The 21,058-nt window shown below is 40.5% G+C and carries 16 protein-coding genes; 5 read left to right on the forward strand and 11 right to left on the reverse strand.

The features are described 5' to 3' along the window. Positions 1-68: 68 nt before the first annotated feature. Positions 69-1,283, reverse strand: coding sequence for a D-alanyl-D-alanine carboxypeptidase family protein (locus B3S92_RS10525; protein WP_296205817.1), 1,215 nt, complete (start codon positions 1,281-1,283; stop codon positions 69-71). 541 nt (positions 1,284-1,824) lie between these two features. Continuing rightward, a complete protein-coding gene (locus B3S92_RS10530; RefSeq protein WP_296205820.1) occupies positions 1,825-2,256 on the reverse strand; it encodes an MCR_0457 family protein in 432 nt (143 codons plus the stop codon). A 798-nt stretch (positions 2,257-3,054) separates the two neighbouring features. Between B3S92_RS10530 and B3S92_RS10535 the strand changes: the two genes are divergently transcribed. Continuing rightward, positions 3,055-3,873 (forward strand): peptidoglycan DD-metalloendopeptidase family protein, encoded by an 819-nt coding sequence (locus B3S92_RS10535; RefSeq protein ID WP_296205822.1) that lies wholly within the window; start codon positions 3,055-3,057, stop codon positions 3,871-3,873. A gap of 157 nt (positions 3,874-4,030) precedes the next feature. Here the strand turns inward: B3S92_RS10535 and B3S92_RS10540 are convergent, their stop codons facing one another. Both B3S92_RS10540 and B3S92_RS10545 read right to left on the reverse strand, forming a co-directional pair. After that, positions 4,031-5,509: a peptidylprolyl isomerase gene (locus tag B3S92_RS10540; RefSeq protein ID WP_296205825.1), complete on the reverse strand. Its 1,479-nt coding sequence runs from the start codon at positions 5,507-5,509 to the stop codon at positions 4,031-4,033. 133 nt (positions 5,510-5,642) lie between these two features. After that, positions 5,643-8,948 (reverse strand): LPS-assembly protein LptD, encoded by a 3,306-nt coding sequence (locus B3S92_RS10545; protein ID WP_296205827.1) that lies wholly within the window; start codon positions 8,946-8,948, stop codon positions 5,643-5,645. Between the two features lie 498 nt (positions 8,949-9,446). Here B3S92_RS10545 and B3S92_RS10550 point away from each other — a divergent pair, with 498 nt between their 5' ends. Continuing rightward, positions 9,447-10,631, forward strand: coding sequence for an aminoglycoside phosphotransferase family protein (locus tag B3S92_RS10550; RefSeq protein WP_296205829.1), 1,185 nt, complete (start codon positions 9,447-9,449; stop codon positions 10,629-10,631). A 71-nt stretch (positions 10,632-10,702) separates the two neighbouring features. Next, complete coding sequence (gene murU, locus B3S92_RS10555) at positions 10,703-11,479, forward strand: N-acetylmuramate alpha-1-phosphate uridylyltransferase MurU (RefSeq protein WP_296205831.1); 777 nt, start codon at positions 10,703-10,705, stop codon at positions 11,477-11,479. A gap of 181 nt (positions 11,480-11,660) precedes the next feature. Here the strand turns inward: murU and B3S92_RS10560 are convergent, their stop codons facing one another. Next, entirely contained in the window at positions 11,661-12,422 is a 762-nt protein-coding gene (locus tag B3S92_RS10560) for a hypothetical protein (RefSeq protein WP_296205833.1), read from the reverse strand. Positions 12,423-12,684: 262 nt separating this feature from the next. Between B3S92_RS10560 and ttcA the strand changes: the two genes are divergently transcribed. After that, positions 12,685-13,785, forward strand: a complete 1,101-nt coding sequence (gene ttcA, locus B3S92_RS10565) for a tRNA 2-thiocytidine(32) synthetase TtcA (protein ID WP_296205835.1) — start codon at positions 12,685-12,687, stop codon at positions 13,783-13,785. Positions 13,786-13,842: 57 nt separating this feature from the next. Here the strand turns inward: ttcA and B3S92_RS10570 are convergent, their stop codons facing one another. From B3S92_RS10570 to ccoN, 6 genes are all read right to left on the reverse strand, one after another. Then, a complete protein-coding gene (locus B3S92_RS10570; RefSeq protein ID WP_296205837.1) occupies positions 13,843-14,424 on the reverse strand; it encodes a FixH family protein in 582 nt (193 codons plus the stop codon). A 117-nt stretch (positions 14,425-14,541) separates the two neighbouring features. Then, a complete protein-coding gene (gene ccoG, locus B3S92_RS10575) occupies positions 14,542-15,945 on the reverse strand; it encodes a cytochrome c oxidase accessory protein CcoG (RefSeq protein ID WP_296205839.1) in 1,404 nt (467 codons plus the stop codon). 379 nt (positions 15,946-16,324) lie between these two features. Beyond that, on the reverse strand, positions 16,325-17,437 hold the full coding sequence (gene ccoP, locus B3S92_RS10580) for a cytochrome-c oxidase, cbb3-type subunit III (protein WP_296205842.1): 1,113 nt from the start codon (positions 17,435-17,437) through the stop codon (positions 16,325-16,327). Further along, positions 17,434-17,616, reverse strand: a complete 183-nt coding sequence (locus tag B3S92_RS10585; protein ID WP_077451782.1) for a cbb3-type cytochrome oxidase subunit 3 — start codon at positions 17,614-17,616, stop codon at positions 17,434-17,436. Before B3S92_RS10585 ends, ccoP begins: the two co-directional genes overlap by 4 nt. Beyond that, the gene (ccoO, locus tag B3S92_RS10590; protein ID WP_296205845.1) at positions 17,616-18,254 is read right to left on the reverse strand and encodes a cytochrome-c oxidase, cbb3-type subunit II; all 639 of its coding nucleotides are present in this window, start codon (positions 18,252-18,254) and stop codon (positions 17,616-17,618) included. Before ccoO ends, B3S92_RS10585 begins: the two co-directional genes overlap by 1 nt. A 25-nt stretch (positions 18,255-18,279) precedes the next feature. Then, positions 18,280-19,770: a cytochrome-c oxidase, cbb3-type subunit I gene (ccoN, locus tag B3S92_RS10595; RefSeq protein WP_296205848.1), complete on the reverse strand. Its 1,491-nt coding sequence runs from the start codon at positions 19,768-19,770 to the stop codon at positions 18,280-18,282. 775 nt (positions 19,771-20,545) lie between these two features. Here ccoN and B3S92_RS10600 point away from each other — a divergent pair. After that, positions 20,546-20,935 carry an SCP2 sterol-binding domain-containing protein gene (locus B3S92_RS10600; protein ID WP_296205851.1) on the forward strand — a complete coding sequence of 130 codons (390 nt, stop codon included), beginning with the start codon at positions 20,546-20,548 and terminating at the stop codon, positions 20,933-20,935. The last annotated feature ends 123 nt before the right edge of the window (positions 20,936-21,058 follow it).

The raw sequence follows: 21,058 nt of genomic DNA on the forward strand, positions 1-21,058 counted from the left end.
AGGGGCTGTCCTAGGACAGCCCCTCTTTTTTTAGCTCTAAGATCTTTAGCTCTATATTATTTTATGGCTTAGAATAAGTTGCTAAAGAATTTAGCAATGTGCTGCCAAGCGCGTTTAAAGATACCTGATTTTTCTACCGCCTCAGTAGCAACAATAGGCACTGAAGCCACAGATTTACCATCAATTACGGCCATCATACGACCAATCTCTTGGCCTTTGGCAATTGGGGCTTGGATATTATCAGAAATATTAATCACTGTGCTCACTTGGTCTGATTGAGTTTTGGTAATTAATACTTTTAAAGCTTCCCCTGTGGCTGCTTTAACCGAGTCCTCTTTGCCAAAATAAACCGGAACTGTGTCTACGAACTGATTGGCTGGAGCAACGACTTTAGTATCAAAGTGACCAAAGCCCCAAGTTAATAATTCACGAGACTGGTCGGCACGGTCCTGCATGCTCTTACTGCCCATAATTACTGAGATAAGACGCATGTCATTGCGTAAGCTAGAAGCCGCTAGACAGTAGCCTGCAGCATCAGTATGACCGGTTTTTAGACCATCTACCGTACTATCTGTGCGTAATAAAGCGTTACGGTTGCCCTGAGTGATGTTATTGTAAGTGAACTCTTTTTCAGAGTACAGCTTATAGTAGTCGCCGCCTTGTTTGATAATAGCACGAGACAAGATCGCTAAGTCACGAGCAGAGGCGTGATGACCTTCAGCGGGCATACCTGTGGCGTTAACAAAGTTGGTATTGGTCATGCCCAGCTCTTTGGCTTCAGCATTCATTAGCTGAGAGAAGGCTTGCTCACTGCCGGCAATGTGTTCAGCCATAGCTTTTGAGGCGTCATTACCTGATTGAATGATAATGCCACGTAACATATCGATTACAGAGGCTGTCTTATTTACAGGCACATACATACAAGATTGATTGCTTGCACCACGACACCAAGCGTTTTCGCTCATCAGCACTTGATCATCTTCTTTTAATTCACCAGCCATCAATTTCTTTTCAATGATATGACTGGTCATCATCTTAGTTAGAGATGCAGGAGGTAGAGGCTGGTCTGCATTTTTTTCAGCTAAAATCGCACCGGTATCATAATCCATCAAGATGTAAGCGGTGTTATCCATCTCTGGTGGCGGAACAGGGGCCGCTGAAACAGCAGCTGATAAAGCTAGAAGCCCTGAGCCTAATACAAAAGATTTTACAATAGAGAATGGGGTTACAGTATTAGTTTTCACTAATAATGAAGGTAATAGCTTGTTTTCAGGAGCAGTCATATCTAAGACACCATATTTGGTCATAGTTTATTCAAGACTTAATCATAGGCTTAAATCCCTAAAGGTATTAACCTTTTTGATGACTTAACGACAAGCTAAGCCAAGGATGCGGTCAAGCAGTTATTTAGAGATTATAAGTTGCGATAACATCTGAATGAATCTAAATGGAAGGTAAAGGTTTACTATGTTACAAGTACTACATAATAGAAGTTAAAAAGCGTTAGGTCTATCCTTAACTATAAATAGAAACTATTGACAGTGGGGCCAAACGAGACAGTATATTAACAAATTGCACAAATGGGTTAAACAAATAATTGAGTAAATAGGCGCTAAATTGAGTAAGTTAACTTTCAAATCTTGTTTTGTATAATAAATCAGGGTAAATAGGGAATGTATTAGACAAAAAAAAGAGTCGAATCAAAGATGTCGACTCTATTTATTATTTTTTTATTGCTTCAATTTTTTATTACTTAATACTCTGTACTTACACTAAAAAGCTCTTATGCTAATGGCTGAGTTAGTTTTTAACCCTAAAAAAGGCTTAAAAATCAGCACTTGCTAGGTCAGTACATAAGGCTAAGTTCTCGTCACGAGAATAACTTAAAGTCCAGTTGCGCATACTAGATAATATAGTCCTATAGTCTTGCTGAGTGGACAAATAGCGTATGGCTGCTTTTGGGTTCTCAATAGACGGCAACATTTGCTTTAATTGCTGATTATACGTCTTTTGGAAGTTTTGTCTTTGCTGACGATTCAACATGGGAGGGCACACCTCAGATAACACTTGAAGTACTGCAATCTCATGTTTTGTGGCCGTAGCACGGGACAAATCAACAGGAATAGTGGTTTGCGCAGCTTGTGCTAGGGTTGACCCTATCAGAGCCACAGACCCAATAACGGCAGATAGAGCCAACTTACGGGCACTCTCGCACACTGAGCTGCTTAATACGGAATTATTTAAAAGGCTTGTCATAAGTTTTTTCATAGTCATTATCATCATACTTAGAGATAAGTAATCTATAGATATCTAAGAATTACTATTAATTAAGAGCAAATGTCTTAAACCAGTAACTTAAAGACAACCAGTGCTCTGATATCAGATAGATTTTTAAATCAAAAACAGGTTTTAAAGGTTAGGTATGCTCTTTATTTAGTAGTGTTGATTTTATTTAATAGCATTGATTTTATTCAGTAGTATTAATTATCTAATAATATCAAGCTGCATAGTCAGTTTTTTTTATTAAGCATCTTGAATTAACTACTATTTATTAATTGTATTATGGCATTGTTAGTTTACCCAGATGTGTACCAATTGTGATTTATAACAATAAAAAAGTAAATCAACATATTAAGTAAGGTTATGAGCTTTTTATTAACAGGATAAGCCCATGGTATAAGAGGTAGGCCTGATTTTATAGCAGCCCTCTTTGTTTAGTAAATATTGCAGGTCTATAAGTATTATTTTAACAGCTTTCAAAGTCGATACCCTAACCAAGCCTGTATGCTATGTAAAGAATCGTTATAACCGTTGCGTGTATATTGACATAAGTTGCTGAGCGATTAGGATATTCAGTTATGAGTAAATAATTGATTGGTATAATAAGTGGTAATTGTGTCTAACTAATGAGTATGGGCTGAGTATAAGGAATAATGACTACGGTCAAAATACTGAAATATCTCAATAATTTATCGGGGCTTAAAACCCAAAAGGACCATCAATTTATCTAATTCTTAAATTTGTCGTTATTGTGTTTTTTATAGGGAGACATTTATGTCCAGCATTTTTTTGACAGGCAACAGTGAGACCACTGATTTGACTGCCAGCTTTAAACGTAAATCATCTACTAAAGTAAAAGGATTGGCGTTTGCAGTATTGGGTGGGGCTTTGATGCTATCAGGCTGTGCTACCAAGCCTACCTATCAACCCACAGGCCCTGTGGTAAAAGTCGATGCTCGCGGTGTTCCCAACTACTATAAAGTTCAATCAGGGGATACAGTAAGTCATATTGCTGCTCGTTATGGCCTTAATTATCGTCAAATTGGCGCTTTAAACCGTTTAGACAGTCGTTATACTATTTATGCTGGACAGTGGCTGAAGCTTTGGGAAGGCGGTGGCAATGTTGTGGCCAATAATCCTGTTAACACCAGACCTTCTACGCCACCAGTACAGACCGCGCCACCTGTCAGCACACCAAGCTATACTCCGCCAACGGCAACCACCACTAAAGGCTATGCTTATCCTACCAGTAACCCGGTCGTCAAAAACTTTAATGCCAGCTCAGGGGATATGGGCATGTGGTTTAGTGGTCGTGTTGGCGATCCGGTCTTGGCCAGTAAGGCAGGTGTTGTCATGTATGCAGGTAATGGTTTGCCTGAATACGGTAACTTGATTATGGTCAGACATGATTCTAGATACATCACGGTCTATGCCCATAACAATCAGCTTTTAGTCAATGAAGGGGATCAAGTGCAGGCAGGGCAAAGAATTGCCACTATGGGTAGCACTGGTCAGACGACGATGGTCGGCTTACAGTTCCAAGTTCGTGAAAATGGGACACCAATTGACCCAAGAGCCGTATTGGGCCTTTAATAGTTTAGTTAAGCATTTAAGCATCATTGCTTGCAACTAACCTAAAGCAATTAACTTAAAAATTATGAAGTCAAAAAAAACACCCTATCTAAAGATAGGGTGTTTTTTTATGTTTTTATGGTAGAAACTTAATTCAGTTTAACGCCATATTACTATATTAATTGATAATTTTTACGTAAGCATTGGCACGAAGCTCTTGTAACCAGTCTTCTTGAGCTTGGGGTGCTAAGCGTTGGAACAGCGCTTCACGGGCCAAATTGCGCTTAATAGTATCACTAACATCTTTCTCACGGACACCTTCAACTTTTAGGATGTGCCAGCCAAACTGTGACTTAAATGGAGTAGAGAAGTCGCCTTCCGGGGTGCGTTTCATCATCTCTTCAAACTCTGGCACCATTTGACCTTCTGTTACCCAGTCTAAGTCGCCACCACGACCTGCAGAGCCTGGATCATCTGAATAGGTAGCGGCAAGTGAGGCAAAGTCCGCATCACGGCGAAGTTGCTCATACAAATCATTGACGCGCTGTTCTACTAGAGCATCACTGTTACGCTCATCTGTTTTTACTAAGATATGACGAACTTTCCACTGCGGGATAATCATATTATCATTATTACGCTTATCCACCAGCTTCACAACATCGATACCTTCAGGAGTGATTTGCGGTGCAGTCACTTGTCCTACTTCAAGTGGCGTGATTTGCTTAGCAATATCTGTTGGTAGACCAGCAGCAGGGTGGTAGCCCATATCACCGCCTTGAACAGGAGCCACATAGTTTTTAGCAATGCCTGTAGTTAGCTGATTTAAAATAGCTTGGGCATCATTACTGGTTTTAAGGAGCTCTTGAGTTTGTTGAGCAATTTGCATCGCAGCATTCTTTTCGCTTTCGGTAATCCGGTTGTAGTCATCACTAAAAGGGATGCGAATATGGATGGTGCGGTATTCAGTGCTTTGTAGCTTTTGGGCTTCAGGAGAAGCCAAAAACGCGTCAACGTCTTGTTCAGTAATCCGGACTCGACTGGCAACTTGGCTTTGTTGCAGTGCTTTCAAAGATTCTTCCTCGATAACTTGAGCGCGTACCGCGGCATAGCGTCCTGGCTGTCTGGCATCTAGAGCTTGCTGTAGCTCAGTTAAAGACTTTAAACCTTGGGCTTGAGCTAGACGGGCTAAGCTTTCATTGACCGCATCAGGGCTGGGTCTGATGCCTGCTCTTTGCACCATATCTAATTGTAATTCACGTAAAATCAGACTGTTTAGAACCTCATTTTGTAAGCGCTGAGGGCTAGGGGCAGGCTGACCACTGGCTTTAATACGTGTTTGAGCTGCGGCTATGGCTGCGGCCAACTCGCTTTTTAAAATAGGGGTATCATTTACCAAAGCAATAATACCGTTACTGCTTTCACTCGCAGAGATTGCTGCCTGAGCATTGGCTGCCTCTACGCTTTCAGTAGATTGGGCAGTAGTTGCTGAGCCCACAGTTTTATCTGCAGCCTGCGCGGTTAAACTGAGGCCTGCCAGTACAGTAGATACCAGTAATGCATCAGTTAGCTTTTTTAGACGAAATTTTGATGTCCCTAAAGCGTTGGTATGTGAGCAAGAATGCTGTGATTCATAGTGCTGAGTATTTAATGCTGTCATAAGTAGCCTGTTTTTAGCTTGAGTATTGCCTTATCAAATTTTTTATAAGGCAGTAAATCGTTAAAAATTTATTAAACCTATTTTAATTTAAACAAATTATAGGGTTAAGGGATAGGATATCTATCAATTTAAATTATTTTTTCCATAAGTAGTCTACAGGTTCTAGACCTAGAATTTTGTCATCTAAATGTTTAGTCAAACGGCTTCTTCTATCGCCAAAGCCATTAATTCTAAATTCTGCCATAACGGCGCGCGTAGGTTTGTCTTCTAAGTTTAAGTCATTATAGTAACTGCGGCCATAGATTGAAAACCCATAACAGCAATCTTCATAGTCTATACCAACAGTCGCATCAACAAACTTATTATCATCGGTATCAAACTGACCCTGACCTAACAATCGCCAATTCTCGTTAATTGGGATAATGGTCGAAGCAGTCAGAGCAGATAAGGCAGACTGATTGGTTATACGGTCTTCTTTGCGTTCAATTACGCCAAAGTTAATTAAGCTATTGGGTGTGGGATTATAGCGAACTTGGCTAGCGATGTAGTTTAAATGGTTGTCTGAGTCCAATGCGCCATTAAAATCAAACCAAAGGTTACGATAGGGTTGTAAGCTTGAGCGCCAAGCAACCCCTGTAGAGTTTACATCTAAAGTTCCTTCAGTTTCCTCTAAACCTACTTTAGGTTTGCTTAGGAAGAACTGATCGCCGATACCGCCATCAAAGCGCGTGACCCCCATCGAATCAATATAACGATAGTTAAGCCCTACAGCCACACTATTATTATCGGCGATTCTATCATGACCTAAGAACCAACTATCAGCAAATAACTGGTCATAATCAAAGGAGGCAATACGGGTATCAAAGTTAGGGAGGGCGCTTTGATTCTCATAAGGAGAGTAGCTATATTTAATACGAGGAGTTAAAAGCTGATAGCCTCCCATACTATTGTCAAACCAACCAAAAGGTGAGCCAGCACTATAAAAGTTTAGCCCTGAGTCTACACTGAAGCTAGGCACGAACACCGACTGATCATTATCATCTTTTGAAACATTATTGTCGATACGGCTTTCTTCATCAAAAGCTGTATACAAGTGCTGTAAGCTAACTTCAGGTTTAACGTAACCCCAAGTCTTCTCTACAGGGTAGCTGGCACTGATTTTATTGTAGAGTCGAACCCCACTTTTTTCACTTTCAGAACCATCATTGATCGACTTTTTGAAGTAGGCCGAATCGTGTGTTCCGGTAACGACAAAGTTATCTAAAGCATTATTTAGCTTAGGTAGACGATAATCGACTGTTAACTGAGGTAAGCGATAATAAGGCTTATCCTTATCAGCGATTACATTACCTTGAGCATCTACAGCTTTAAGAGTTTGGAAAGTTTCTACTTTTAATTCAGCATCAATGTAGTCATCATAATATTTTACTCGGCCCCGTCTGGGTAAGTTTAGACGGTTGTCCACTAAGCCAAAGTCGTCAAAGTCATTGATATAATCAGGGTCAGAGACATAACTATAAACCGCATCTGCCGTTAAACGAGGAATCGTTTCAGAAGCCCAATCATGACGATAAAAAATGCCGGCTCTATCTTCATCATCGTATTTTTTATCTTTTGGCATATAGGCGGTGGTAAGCTGACCATGACCGTAGTTCTCAGTCAAGTAACGCATTTCACCAGTAATCATCGGATTACGATTGCTATAGACATCGGTGGTGATAGTGGCATCGTAATTAGGAGCTAGGTTTAAATAGTAGGGCACACTTATTTTTACACCACTGTCACTATCAATACGAGCACTTGGGGTTAGCAAGCCACTACTGCGTCGGTCATCTACTGGGAAGTTGAAATAGGGCAGATATAATACTGGTACATTACCTAGGCGGAAAGTAGCATCATAAGCTTCTCCACGACCTGTTTCAGTATCAATATCTATTTGCTCTGCTTCTATCTGCCACTTACGATCAGTAGGAGGACAGGTAGAGAACATAACCTTTTCAAGCTCATACTGTGAATCGTTAGGCTTATTTAATCGGTGGGCATAGCCATGGGCCTGCATGGGCACACTGGCAAAAGCCACATCATAGGCAGTGGCTTTGCTGCTCTTGGTATCATAAGCGAGCTCTTCTGCCACGGCAATCATGCCATCACTGCTATTTTTCAGGGTTTGTTTTTGGTTCCCAACTTGGGATGTTTGTTTTGACCCTGACTCTGCAAGAAGTACACCGCCTTTTGCGCCAGCAACTCCAGTATTAAGATCTAGAGCAATTTGATCGGCAGTGACCAACTTGCCGTCTTGCATAATCTCCACATTACCAGCAAGCTCTACATAGGTGTCATTATCATAGTAACCATAATCAGCAACAGCATGCAGTGGCAAACCATTTGCAATAGACAGCCCATCTTGCTGCTGTGCTCGCTCAATGGCCTGTTGATAATTGGCATCAGCGCCAGCGGTATTTGGCGTGACCCAAACCCCTTCACAGCGATAGGCAGAAGCCCCATCAGCCTGATAATTAAAGATATTGGGAGCTGCAACAGGGGCGAAAGTTTGAGCCTCAACTACCTGGGTGCTTGGTACTGAATTGTCGTTGCTATTGATACGCTCACGTAGTTCTTCAGATTGAGACTGATAAAACTGTGATAAGCGCTCTAAGCTTCTTTGTACCGAGTCTTCTTTAAAAGTAGAGGCCAAAGCTTTGGAGCTGTCTACTCTTTGACGGATATTTGAGTTTTTAGGGGCAGTAGAAGAGTCGGCTGACGCTTGATTTGAGTCAGAGAAGCCTTTGCCTGGATTTGGGTTGGTCGGTGCTCTAAGCTCAGGCTTATTTTCGTTATTAGCAGTATTATTTACACGATCATTGGCAACAGAGGCTGTGGATTGATTACGCTCCGTTACCGCGGCGGTACTCTTTGAATTTATGAACTCATCTTCAGGATAGCTTAGGGTGTTTTCAACTAAACCATTTTCAGCTGAAGCTAGCGTAGGCTCAGCCTGCTCAGTCTCGAACCCAACCGCTTCTAAGGCCTCTTCTTGGGTCTGTACCACATTTTTGTTTGGAGTAGGGGGTAGATTATCAGCTGTTGAATAAGGACTGGTATAGTAGGTTTGGTTGCCTTTGGGGCTCTCTAACCCTGAGTTTGGGGCAGATAATTTTTTGTAAGTGATTCGTGAGGAATCTGACAAAGTGGCTGTTTGAGTTTTCTGTCCGTTATTAGGAACCTGTTGCTTTTGATTACTGGCGGATCTGCTATTTACAGTCTGTACTGAATCAAAAGACGAGACGGATTCTGCCTGTGGGCTAACAATAGCTCCATAAGCACTAGGCACGCTGATCAGTAACGGTAAGCTGATGACCAAGCGACTGGTGTAATGTGGCTGGCGTGAAAAGTCACGGCAAGCACGCAATATACTGCGGTAGAGTTGCGAGTACAGCAAAAGATTACCTTATTGAGTTGAAAAATATTTTGATCTTACCCTAACCAAATAACCTTTATGTATGAAAATAAAAGCTTGCTTAGGGCAACAGCTACATTCTAGTTTTGTATCAAACCAATTTTGTGTTAAACCAATATAGTACTAAAACACAATATGGTACTAAACCACAATATGGTACTAAACCACAATATCGTACCAAGGCTTATTATCTTTTATTACGGTGATATAATCCACTTTATATCAAACTAATATTATAAGTTGTTATTGATAAGCTTTTGAAATAACCCCTATTATATAGGCTTGCGACACCGTTGTGAGTATATAAATCTGCAATATCTTATCATAGTCAAAAAAAGGCAAATCAGCTACACTATAAGGTTCAAATTAAAACTAGAGTATTATTCATAATTTTACGCTCATATCCTATTGGCCAACTGTTAAAGATTTGTATGAGCATCACATACCCGTATTTTTCTTCGATATAAAAGCAATCTAACTATGACAAATCCGCAAAACTCCTCCAGTGCTAATAATACAGCGCCAATAACCGCAAACTCTGCAGCAGCCTATCATACTGAGCAACGTTATGAGCAGCTGACTCAATTTATTGAAGCCGCTTTTCCTCATCATGCAGTGCGTATTGAAAGCTTACCAGGCGATGCCAGTTTTCGCCGCTATCACAGAGTGTATCTCGAAGGTAAAGCGGATGAGCAGTCTGCTAACCCGCAAGGTAAAGAGCACGAGTTAGACCCAAGCTATATTGTGATGGATGCGCCGCCCCAGCTTGAGTCTATCGAAAGCTTTGTACGTATAGATAACTTGATGGCTCCAAAAATTAATGTGCCTACTTTATTGGCTCAAGATGTTGAGCAGGGTTTTTTAGTATTACAAGATTTTGGTAGTATTGAATTCGCTCATTTAATTGCAGAGGCCAAAGTTAAGCAAGATAGTGGCCGGGTTGATGAGCTGTATCGCTGGGCTATTGACTGTTTGTTACAGCTACAAACACTTGATATCGAGCAGGCCAAAAAAGACTTTGATGTGCCTGACTATGACGCTGCAACTTTACAACGTGAGATGGAATTATTTACCGAATGGTTTTTACCCTACCTTGGTGAAGAGTTAAATTCTGAGACTCAGCTTATCTGGCAAGACTTCACCCAAGCGTTGATTGAGCAAATTTTGCAGCATCCGGCGGTAGTAGTGCACAGAGATTATCACAGCCGCAACTTAATGCAGGATCAATATCATAGTAGTGAGTTAGGTGTTATTGATTTCCAGGATGCTTTAATTGGTAGCTATACTTACGATTTGGTGTCCTTGGTAAGAGATGCTTATGTGGATTGGAGCGAATCTCAGGTTGACTCTTGGATCGAATATTATTGGCAACAAAGTAAAAAAGTGCATGAAGCTACCGCTGACACTTTGATAGAGTTTACCAGTCAAGTAAACCTAATGGGCATACAGCGTCATCTTAAAGTGCTTGGTATCTTTATTAGACTGGCAGAGCGTGATGGAAAAAACCGTTATCTAGCTGACATTCCAAAAGTATGGCGAGATTTGATGATTGAAATGAAGTGGCTGAATCAGCATGGGGATGCTCAAACTCAAGCTTTCATTCAACCAGCTTTACAGTGGCTACAGCAACAGGTCGAACCCAAGTTTAAGCAAAAATTTGCGTAATTGATGAGCCGATTCATTTACAAGCCAGTTTTGCTAGTATTGGCAATTTACCAAAAGAAATAAGGTCTATCATGAGTACTAATCCAGCCAAAAGCTCAGCCTCAGATTCAAGTGGTACTAAGATTACCCAAGCCATGATTTTGGCTGCCGGTAAGGGAACACGGCTGCGCCCCCTAACGCTAACCACGCCTAAACCCTTAGTGGAAGTCGGGGGGCAACCCTTGATTGTTTGGCATATCAAAGCACTAAAGGCGGCTGGGATTGACGATATTGTTATTAACACCTCATGGTTATCAGAGAAGTTGATGGCGGCGCTTGATGATGGCAGTCAATACGGAGTAAAAATCCATTGGTCGGTCGAGGACGGGGAGCCGCTTGAGACAGCTGGCGGGATTGCCAAAGCATTGCGTGACGGTCATCTTAAACCGTCACCTTTCATCCTTATTAACGGAGATGTCTGGACGGATTATGATCTGGCACAATTAACAGACTATGTTATGACACCTGATCAGCAAGCTCATTTATTAATGATTGATAATCCTGATCATAACTCGAAAGGCGACTTTGCTATTAATAATGGTATGGCCAATGAACAGGCTATTGCTGAAGCACAGAAATATACCTTTGCTGGGGTTAGTGTTATTTCTCCTAGTCTCGTCAAGGATATAGCTCAGGGACAGGTGGCTCCCTTAGCCCCGCTGCTTAAGCGAGCCATGCTAAAGCTGCAAGTGACGGCTGAAGTTATGCAGGCGCATTGGGTAGATGTGGGAACGGCTGAACGCCTTGAGCAGATAAATCATAAGATAGCCTCCGAAGGGGCAGGAGCACATAAGGCTAGTCTTGACTAAATTAATTTATAGCAGTTAATTTATCACAACCAAAAAATCGGTCTTAATGGCCGATTTTTTTTGCAAATTAAAAAGACAAGTCAAAATTGCCGTGCTTATGGGTATTGAGTCAAATAATCAATTAAAAGTAAGTACTGAATAATCAGCAACTATTTTAATCATCAGCCCATATTTAATCAGCTCAGTCAGCAACAGGCTCACTGTTCTTAGGCTGAGCAGAAGTGGGCTGGTTTTTTAAGTAAGCAGCTCTACTGGCTTGTTGTTGCGCCTCAATCTCTCGAAGTTTTTGTTCCTTTATCTCATTAACTGCACTGCTTAGCTGGTCACTAAGATCCTGTGATTGCTGAGCAGTATTGGCATAGTTATTATTGCCAACAACAGGGTTATGCTCCGCTTGAGGTAAATCTCGGGGAAGCAACACAGCGTCATTTGGGTTGATCGCAGGTTGAGGAGTATAAACACTGCTGTCCAAAGGAGGGCTTGTGTTTTGTTGTTTTTGACCCTCATTTTGAGTCACGTTTTTTTGGGTCTCTTTTTTATCTTGGCTGCTTTTGCTGTCATTTTTCCCGTTCTCTTTCTTTTCCTCTTCCTCTTCTTTATTATCGGCACTCTCTGATTTAGTCGACTCTTCCTTGTTACTTTCATCAGCGTCAGCATCTTCAGCACTTTTCTCGGCAGATTCTTCCTCTGTTTTAGTCAAGGTGCGCTCCTCTATTAAGGTGAGTAGCACTTCTTTTTCATGCGCTAAATCTTCAGAAGCGGTAGCGGCTTCAGTCGTCTGTGTGTTGAGTTCTGCCTCTTCTATATCTGCGTTTTTCTGACTATTAAAAAAAACAATTAGTAAAAGAGCATGTATGACTAAAGCAAGGGCTATTGCAGGGAGCCATTTTTTGAATGTCCCTTTATTTTCAGGGGAAGTTGGTAATTTTTCTTCATTTTGCATGGCTGTCCGCTTTTATTAATAAAACACAGTATTTTAATAAAACATAGTATGGACTAAACGTTTGATGAATAGCTATACCTATTATAACTGGTCGAACACAGTGATTATACTCGTTAGATACTGCTCTCAACTATTTAGCCATACCTTAAACACTCTCTTTCTTAGTATAACTTACTAAATACGAAGCCAAAAACCAATCAAACAAGCGTGAAAATTCCTAATTTGATATAATCGCTGCCTAAATACAGACAGCTAATAGCGATTGATTATGCAAACTAATTTTTCCCAACCCCAGACTTTTAATCCTGCTGATATAACCTCTGATGTTATAGATAACGATCAAAATCAAATGATCGAAGACCTATATAGTGACGAAGAAGACTCAGAATTTGAGTCATCTGATGAGCAAGAGGTAGAGCATAAAGGGGTAAAGTCTGCCCGCTTTAAGAAACTACAGAAGAAACTGCGTAAACAAGTCTCTCACGCTATCCGTGACTTCAACATGATTGAAGACGGTGATGTGGTGATGGTCTGTGTATCAGGCGGTAAAGACAGTTATACGCTGCTTGATATCTTGCTGTTTTTAAAGCGTATTGCCCCTATTAACTTCGATGTAGTAGCCGTTAACTTAGATCAGAAACAACCCGGCTATCCAGAAGAGGTTTTACCAAACTATCTTCAGCAGCAGGGTATCCCGCACTATATCTTGGAAAAAGATACCTATAGCGTAGTAAAAAGCGTGGTACCTGAAGGTAAAACCTATTGTTCTGCGTGTTCTCGCTTACGCCGTGGATCGCTATATGGATTTGCCAAACAAATTGGCGCCACTAAAATTGCTCTAGGCCATCACCGTGACGATATCTTAGCAACTTTCTTCTTAAATTTGTTCCATGGCGGATCATTAAAAGCCATGCCACCAAAGCTATTGAGTGATGATAAGCAAAATGTGTTGATTCGTCCTTTGGCTTACGTAGAAGAAAAAGACATTATTAAATATGCCCGTTATAAAGAGTTCCCAATTATTCCCTGCAATTTATGTGGCTCTCAAGAAAACTTACAGCGTGCGATGATCAATGACATGCTTCGAGAATGGGATGATGCCCATCCTCAGCGCTTGGCTTCTATCTTTAAGGCCATGCAGAACGTAGCGCCTTCACAATTAGCCGACCGAGAGCTTTTTGATTTTGAAAGCTTACAGTTAGATCGTGATGATAGCGAGCGACCTTTTGAAGGGGTGAATATTCAGGTGGGGGGTGAAGCCAATTTAGCAGAGATTGGGTTACCGACACAGCCCGAAGTTAAACCCTTTGAGCAAGCGAATAAGGTCAATAAGATACCTACTATTAACCCAATTATTGATTAATAAAAAAAGAGAGCTCATGGCTCTCTTTTTTATTTAATAAGTATAAATAGGTGATAACTAGTCAAAAGACTGTAACGGTTTAAAAGTAATCCGGTCTTGCGGAAGTTTACCCACCTCACGTAAGCGCCAGTTCAACTTCCCTTCATTGCTTACCTGAACATAGTATTTAGATTCTAACTCATCGAGCTTTATATTGGCTGTATATTGATTGTCTTTAACATGCTCTAATATGGCATCGCGGTCTTTTTTAATATCCGTAGCATGAGAAATTGATAAGGTAAGCTTATCGGGATAGTACAGGGGAGTACCATCTAATAACTTCCCTGATTTTAAGCTTTGTTGGGGATAGTTTAGGGTGAAAGTAACCTTACCATCTCTGGCAAAAACCATCTCACCTTGTAGCGCTAAGTCATGAGCAAGTTTATCGCGTGAGACGTCTTGATATAAAGTTTTACCATCCATGTACCAGTCGTCTCGAACCACAGTGTCTTTAATTTGAACGGAATAAAACACAAACCAAATACAGGCCACTACTACAAATAAAGGCAGACCAATGACGAAGATAACAACCATGTAATTCTTATACCAAGGCTGAGTATCTTGATGCCCAAAATTGGTAGGAGAGTTGGATTTTTTCATAGGAAAACCTTAAGCAGTATGCATAAAATAAAGTGCCAGCTTATAGAGTTTGACTCTATTAAACTGGCGATCTAAATGTCTCAGTGTCTCATTTAAGACACTGGTCTTAGTGGCTTATTACTTCGTTTGTGAAGTAAAAACGTTGGTTCTTGAGGCGTGATAAGTGCCATCTTTACTGTCAACGTTAAAGGTCACAGGCACCTCGTTTTGCTCAATAAACTTAGGATCAGCCGCCACACTTACTGGCATATCATAGCTTTCACCAGCATTTAACGGAATAGATTCAAATCGAGTTTTTAGAGTAAAGCCTTCAGGTGCTGTGATTGATAGAACATATTCATGAGCTGCCTGAGTTTTGTTAGTAACCTTAATAATATAACTATTGACGATTTCACCTTCTGCGTTCATAGAAGATAATTGGTTGCGATCCCCACGTACGTCAATTTGAAGCGGCACACGGTCAAATAAAGCATAGGTAACCACGCCAATTAATACTGACAATAATAACAGATAGGCGAATAGTCTAGGGCGTAGGTAACGACTTTGTTCATTTTCAACAAGCTGACGTTCAGTGGTATATCGAATCAGACCACGAGGATAACCGACTTTATCCATAACCTCATTACATGCATCAACACAGGCAGCACATTGAATACATTCTACCTGTAAACCATCGCGAATATCGATACCGGTCGGGCACACCTGAACACACATAGTACAATCGATACAGTCACCAAGCTCTTCAGGGTTAGTGCCTTTTTTGCGTGGACCTCTAGGCTCACCACGGTTGTAGTCGTAGGAGACAATCAAGGTGTCTTTATCAAACATTACACTTTGGAAACGACCATATGGACAGATATAGACACACATGAATTCGCGCATGTAAGCCGCGTTGGCATAAGTGGCAAAGGTAAAAATAAACATCGATACCCAAACCCAAGTTGGCCAATCAGGAAAAGGGATGCCTGCTATAGACTGCCAGCTACTATACATCAAAGAAGTGCCTGCCACATAACTAACGAACGTAGTGGCTGTAAATACTGACATCACAAACCAAATAAAATAAATCAGTAATTTTTTGGCGATTTTACTGGCTGAATTGGGTTCTTTGTCAAATTTAATACGTTTGTTTCTATCGCCGATTACCCATTTTTCAACATGCTGGAATAGGTGAGTCCAAATGGTCTGAGGACAGGCATAACCACACCAAACACGTCCAGCATAAACGGTTACCATAAATAGCATAAAAGCTGCAATGATAAAGCCAGCGGCAACGAAGAAAAAGTCTTGTGGGAATAAGGTCATCCCAAATATGTAGTAATGTTGACTAGGTACATCAAACCAGATTGCTTGTCGCCCATCATATTTAATCCAAGGAAGAATTAAAAATAAGGCCAACAAAAAATACATACTAAATAATCGTATGCGCTGGTAAAAGCCATCAGTAAAACGAGGATGAATACGTTTTTTTGTAGCGTCCATATCGTGGACTGGAATTTTATTAGGGGAGGGGGCTGACATAAATGTACCTCTAAATATTAGAACCATTATGCTGGCAAATGAAGAGCAAGCGAAGTTTATTCGCGCAAGTTGCTATTCTGTTATTTTAACATTGATTGAACAGATTCTGTTAACTCTGAACTACCCTGTAGGGTCCGTTATCACTGAAGCATGAAGTGATAAACAATAACTCTCTATTATTTCGTTTATACAAAGTAATTATCTTTATAGCTATTATATGGTTGCTTATTATATAAAATACAATATAAATATATGTTTAAAGCCAGAAATTTTAGTAAGTATAAAACGAATAAAGGGGACTGTATGAACAGCCCCCTTTTTGATGTTATTCAAGATTGGTTTGATATGAATGATTCAATTTATTAATAATGATCGTAGCTTATTTAGCAGCAGAATCTGCTGGAGCAACTACAGCATTATTTGATAATGAATAAACATAAGAAGCTAATAACATAATACGTTCGTTACCAAGCTTAGTTTCCCATTCTGGCATCACACCACCACGACCGTTACGAATGGTTTCTTGTACGGTTTCACGATCACCACCAAATAACCAGATACCATCGGTAAGGTTAGGGGCACCCGCAGAAATCATACCTTTACCATCTTGACCATGACAGATAAAGCATTTCTCACCAAAAATAGTTTTACCTTCAGTAATTTTGGCTGGATCAAGCTCTGTCTTTTCTTGGTTCTTAGAGATTGAAAGAACATATTCAGCTACAGCACGAACCCCTTGCTCACCAATATCAGCACGTTGAGCAGGCATAGGTAATGGCTGAGTAGGGTCAAGATTAACATGACGACCATTATGCAGGGTTACCAAAATATTCTCAGGCTCACCACCATGTAACCAATCATTGTCAGTTAGGTTAGGATAGCCTGGAGCACCTTGAGCAGTTGAACCATGACATACCGCACAGTTCTGTAAGAACAAACGTTCACCAGCCATCAGTGCTTTTTGGTTACCAGATAGCTCTTTTACATAAGGAGCTAAAGCTTCAACATTAGCTTGAATCTGTTCACTTAGCTCACTGCTACGCTCAGATTTAACAGGCTCTTTAGCTTGTAGAGAGGCCAAAGTAGCCAGTTGCTTTTGAGCAGCCGCATTTGGTAAGAAGTTATTATTAAAGTTTTCAGTAAAGACTTTGTTGTTCTTTTCTAGGTCACTATAAAGCTCATTCTCTGAGCTCCAAGGTACGGTTTTACCGTCTACTTCAACAGTAGAAAAACCATTAAAGTGACTTGGGAAAATAGCTGGGAATAGTAGGAAGTAAACCAAACCCCAAACAATAGTACCAAAGAAAATAACTAACCACCATTTAGGAAGCGGCTTGTCATACTCTTGAATAACGTCATCATAAATATGACCTGTAGTGCCGTCTTCTTGTAAATCTGGTTTATTACGCAGAACGAAAAGGAGCACGCCAAGAATACCTAACCAACAGGCCAGACTTAAGATGGTGATCCATGAACTCCAAAATATGCTCATCTTTTATCCTTATTGCGTGAATTAGAGGCTGATGACGCTAACATGTCATCATCCAACGCAAGCTGTGCATCTTCTTCAAAGCGCTTCTTGTTACTAGGAGAATACGCCCACCATGCGATACTGATGAAGGCGATAAACGCCCCCACAGTAGCGATAATATGTAGGTCACTGATACTCATTAGCGCTGACCCTCCATAGCGGTACCAAGCTGCTGTAAGTAAGCTACTAGCGCATCAAGTTCTGTTGCACCTAATACTTGGTCAGGAGCGCTTTCGATGTCTTCTTCAGTGTAAGGCACACCAAAGCGATCACGGAACAAGCGCATTTTGGCTTGTACTTTACTGCCATCAACTTCTTGTTCAGCTAACCATGGGAAACCTGGCATAACTGACTCAGGTACCAATGATTGAGGGTGGATTAAGTGCTTTTTCTGCCAATCGTCAGAATAGCGGCCACCAACACGTGCAAGGTCAGGACCAGTACGCTTAGATCCCCATAGGAAAGGGTGATCCCACGTAGATTCTGCAGCACGTGAATAAGGTCCATAACGTTCAACTTCAGCACGTAGTGGACGAATCATTTGTGTATGGCACACATGACAGCCTTCACGGATATAAATATCACGTCCTTCAAACTCTAACGCTGTCCATGGTTCCATAGTAGGTAGGGGTTGGTTAACCCCACCTTCATCACCAGACTTGGTATCAAAAATTAATGGAACAATCTCTACTAGTGTTGCAAAGCTAATTGCAATAACAATAAAGATGACCAGCAAGCCTGTGTTTTTTTCAATTATTTCATGAGCTGTACCCGCCATGATATCTCCTTAAGCGATTGCTGGTTTACACGTTAACAGGCTGAGTGTCTTCGTCATCTTTGACGATAGGACGATGATTTGTTGGGTCAGCTTCGTCAACAGGACGAGCGCTTGGCATCTTGATAGTCTTATAAGCGTTATAAGCCATCACGAACATACCACTTACATATAACAAACCACCAAATGCACGACCGATATACGGATAGTGAGAGAACGTTACTGTTTCAATAAAGTTGTAAGCAAGCGTTCCATCTGGGTTTGTTTGACGCCACATCATGCCCTGTCCAATACCAGAGATCCACATAGAAACGATGTAGAAAATAGTACCTGCAGTTGCAAGCCAGAAGTGAGTATTAATTAAGCTAATTGAATACATCTTAGGCTTGTTGAAAATACGTGGAATTAGCACGTATAAAGAGCCCATTGTAATTAGACCTACCCAACCCAGTGCACCTGAGTGTACGTGACCTACAGTCCAGTCAGTGTTATGCGATAAAGCGTTAACTGTCTTAATTGACATCATTGGGCCTTCAAACGTTGACATTGCGTAGAATGACAAGGCAACGATCAAGAAGCGAATGATTGGGTCAGTACGTAGTTTATCCCAACTACCTGAAAGCGTTAGAACACCGTTAATCATACCACCCCAAGAAGGAGCGAATAGAATCACTGAGAACACCATAGCTAAAGACTGAGTCCAGTCAGGCAATGCTGAATAGTGAAGGTGGTGTCCACCAGCCCACATGTATGAAGCGATTAACGCCCAGAAGTGGACAATTGATAAACGATAAGAGTAAATTGGACGACCGATCTGTACTGGTACGAAGTAATACATCATACCTAGGAAGGCTGCTGTTAAATAGAAACCAACCGCGTTATGTCCATACCACCACTGAACCATCGCATCTGTAGCACCACCAAATAGTGAGTAAGATTTAAATAATCCTACTGGGATGGCCATACTGTTTACGATATGTAGTAAAGCAATAGTGATGATGAAAGCTGCAAAGAACCAGTTTGCTACATAGATATGAGACGTTTTACGCTTAATCAATGTACCAAAGAAAACAATGGCATAAGAAACCCAAACGACTGCGATCAGGATATCGATAGGCCATTCAAGCTCCGCATACTCTTTAGTTGTGGTTAAACCTAGTGGTAAGGTAATGACAGCAGCAACAATAACTGCCTGCCAACCCCAGAAGGTAAACCACGCCAAGTAAGGAGCGAATAGTCTGGTTTTACAGGTACGCTGTACGATGTAGTAGGAGGTTGCGAATAAAGCAGAACCCCCAAACGCAAAAATTACCGCGTTCGTATGCAGCGGTCTTAAGCGGCTAAAAGTTAGCCAAGGGATATCAAAGTTTAGGGCAGGCCAAGCCAATTGTGAGGCGATAAACACCCCAAGACCCATGCCTATAATCCCCCAGACGATTGCCATGATTGTGAAATATCTGACAACTGTGATTTCATAATCACGATCGACTGGAGAGACTGCTGTGTTATTTATACTCATTGGAATATTTCCTTTACAGCCTTAAGTATCAAAGGTGTCAACCAAAACTAAGTAGCCGATAAATAACTCTGAATGATAAAGGAGATACTCAGGATCAACCTTATTGGGTGTCGATAACACAGTAATTCAGTTATTTAATTTAGAAACGGCTAACTCTTGAGGGGCTAAAACTAAATTTTAGTCTCAATTGTTTGGTTGTTATACCCGATGTTATCTAAATATGAAGCTATTGTAACGCATAGGATACAAAATATCATCTGACGAAACAGTCAAATCAAAAAAAACCCGTAAAAAAGTTGTGGGTAAACGGCTTTATTCGATAAATACTTATGTCTCAATGTCTACCTTAAGACTTAATGTATATTGTTTATAGCTATCAATATGCTACGTTTAAAGCAACATAGAGTAACACTTAACTGACAACAATAAAAATGACTTAGTAAGTCAAAAAATACTATAGGGTCTGTGGTTTTTTGAAGCACTTTAAACCTTAGTATTCACCTTAATGCAGTTAAATAGCTATTTTTTAGGGTTTTAATTAACACATAGTTAAATTATATATGATGTGACCTATTAGATGATAAGGCTTATAATGATAACTTTCGGTCTAGTCAAAATAAATTTTCGCTATTTTAATAAAAGCTATCTTGACTATATAAAGTAATCACTATATAAACTATAAATAATATTTTGAAATAGCAACTAATATGCTTAAGGTATATTTTAACCCTATTTTTACTTTAACTCTATTTTTAATTTGAACAGGGAAACACTTATGGCAGTTTTTTTAACGGATGAATGGTTTAACGAAGTGGATCGTTTAACTGCAGAAGCTGGTGATTTAAATCTTCCACCCGCATTGGCCAATACTAAAATTAACCTAAACGTCACTAATACTGCAAATGGCGATGTTAGTGCCGCTCTTGAAAACGGTGTTTTGAAGAAGGGTGAGACTGACGCAACCACTACTATCAATATTGATGAAGAAACCCTAAAAGCCATTGCTTTGAAAGGGGATATGAATGAAGCAATGAATGCTTTTATGTCAGGTAAAATTCGTATCGATGGCGATATGGGTCAAGTTATGGCGCTACAAACGGCCAAGCCTTCACCTGAACAAAAGGATCTTTTCAAGAAAATCTATGCGATGACTGAACAAGCTTAATTGTTTTTATAGTTTAGTCTAAGTCAAAAAAAAGAGTGTTTGCTAGTCAAACACTCTTTTTTTATGTCTATATGTTTTTTATGGGTAGATAGTAGAGGGCTTTGGTAAGCATCCGACCAACCC

Source organism: Psychrobacter sp. UBA3962 (assembly GCF_002385225.1).
GTDB lineage: Bacteria > Pseudomonadota > Gammaproteobacteria > Pseudomonadales > Moraxellaceae > Psychrobacter.

What these genes read in the sequence shown, in the direction of transcription:
- ccoP (WP_296205842.1), bottom strand. Translation starts at nt 17,437, where the DNA reads ATGAGCATATTTTGGAGTTCATGGATCACCATCTTAAGTCTGGCCTGT.
- B3S92_RS10585 (WP_077451782.1), bottom strand. Translation starts at nt 17,616, where the DNA reads ATGAGTATCAGTGACCTACATATTATCGCTACTGTGGGGGCGTTTATC.
- murU (WP_296205831.1), top strand. Translation starts at nt 10,703, where the DNA reads ATGAGTACTAATCCAGCCAAAAGCTCAGCCTCAGATTCAAGTGGTACT.
- ccoN (WP_296205848.1), bottom strand. Translation starts at nt 19,770, where the DNA reads ATGAGTATAAATAACACAGCAGTCTCTCCAGTCGATCGTGATTATGAA.
- B3S92_RS10560 (WP_296205833.1), bottom strand. Translation starts at nt 12,422, where the DNA reads ATGCAAAATGAAGAAAAATTACCAACTTCCCCTGAAAATAAAGGGACA.
- B3S92_RS10550 (WP_296205829.1), top strand. Translation starts at nt 9,447, where the DNA reads ATGACAAATCCGCAAAACTCCTCCAGTGCTAATAATACAGCGCCAATA.
- B3S92_RS10525 (WP_296205817.1), bottom strand. Translation starts at nt 1,283, where the DNA reads ATGACTGCTCCTGAAAACAAGCTATTACCTTCATTATTAGTGAAAACT.
- B3S92_RS10540 (WP_296205825.1), bottom strand. Translation starts at nt 5,509, where the DNA reads ATGACAGCATTAAATACTCAGCACTATGAATCACAGCATTCTTGCTCA.
- ccoO (WP_296205845.1), bottom strand. Translation starts at nt 18,254, where the DNA reads ATGGCGGGTACAGCTCATGAAATAATTGAAAAAAACACAGGCTTGCTG.
- B3S92_RS10535 (WP_296205822.1), top strand. Translation starts at nt 3,055, where the DNA reads ATGTCCAGCATTTTTTTGACAGGCAACAGTGAGACCACTGATTTGACT.
- B3S92_RS10530 (WP_296205820.1), bottom strand. Translation starts at nt 2,256, where the DNA reads ATGACAAGCCTTTTAAATAATTCCGTATTAAGCAGCTCAGTGTGCGAG.
- B3S92_RS10600 (WP_296205851.1), top strand. Translation starts at nt 20,546, where the DNA reads ATGGCAGTTTTTTTAACGGATGAATGGTTTAACGAAGTGGATCGTTTA.
- ccoG (WP_296205839.1), bottom strand. Translation starts at nt 15,945, where the DNA reads ATGTCAGCCCCCTCCCCTAATAAAATTCCAGTCCACGATATGGACGCT.
- B3S92_RS10570 (WP_296205837.1), bottom strand. Translation starts at nt 14,424, where the DNA reads ATGAAAAAATCCAACTCTCCTACCAATTTTGGGCATCAAGATACTCAG.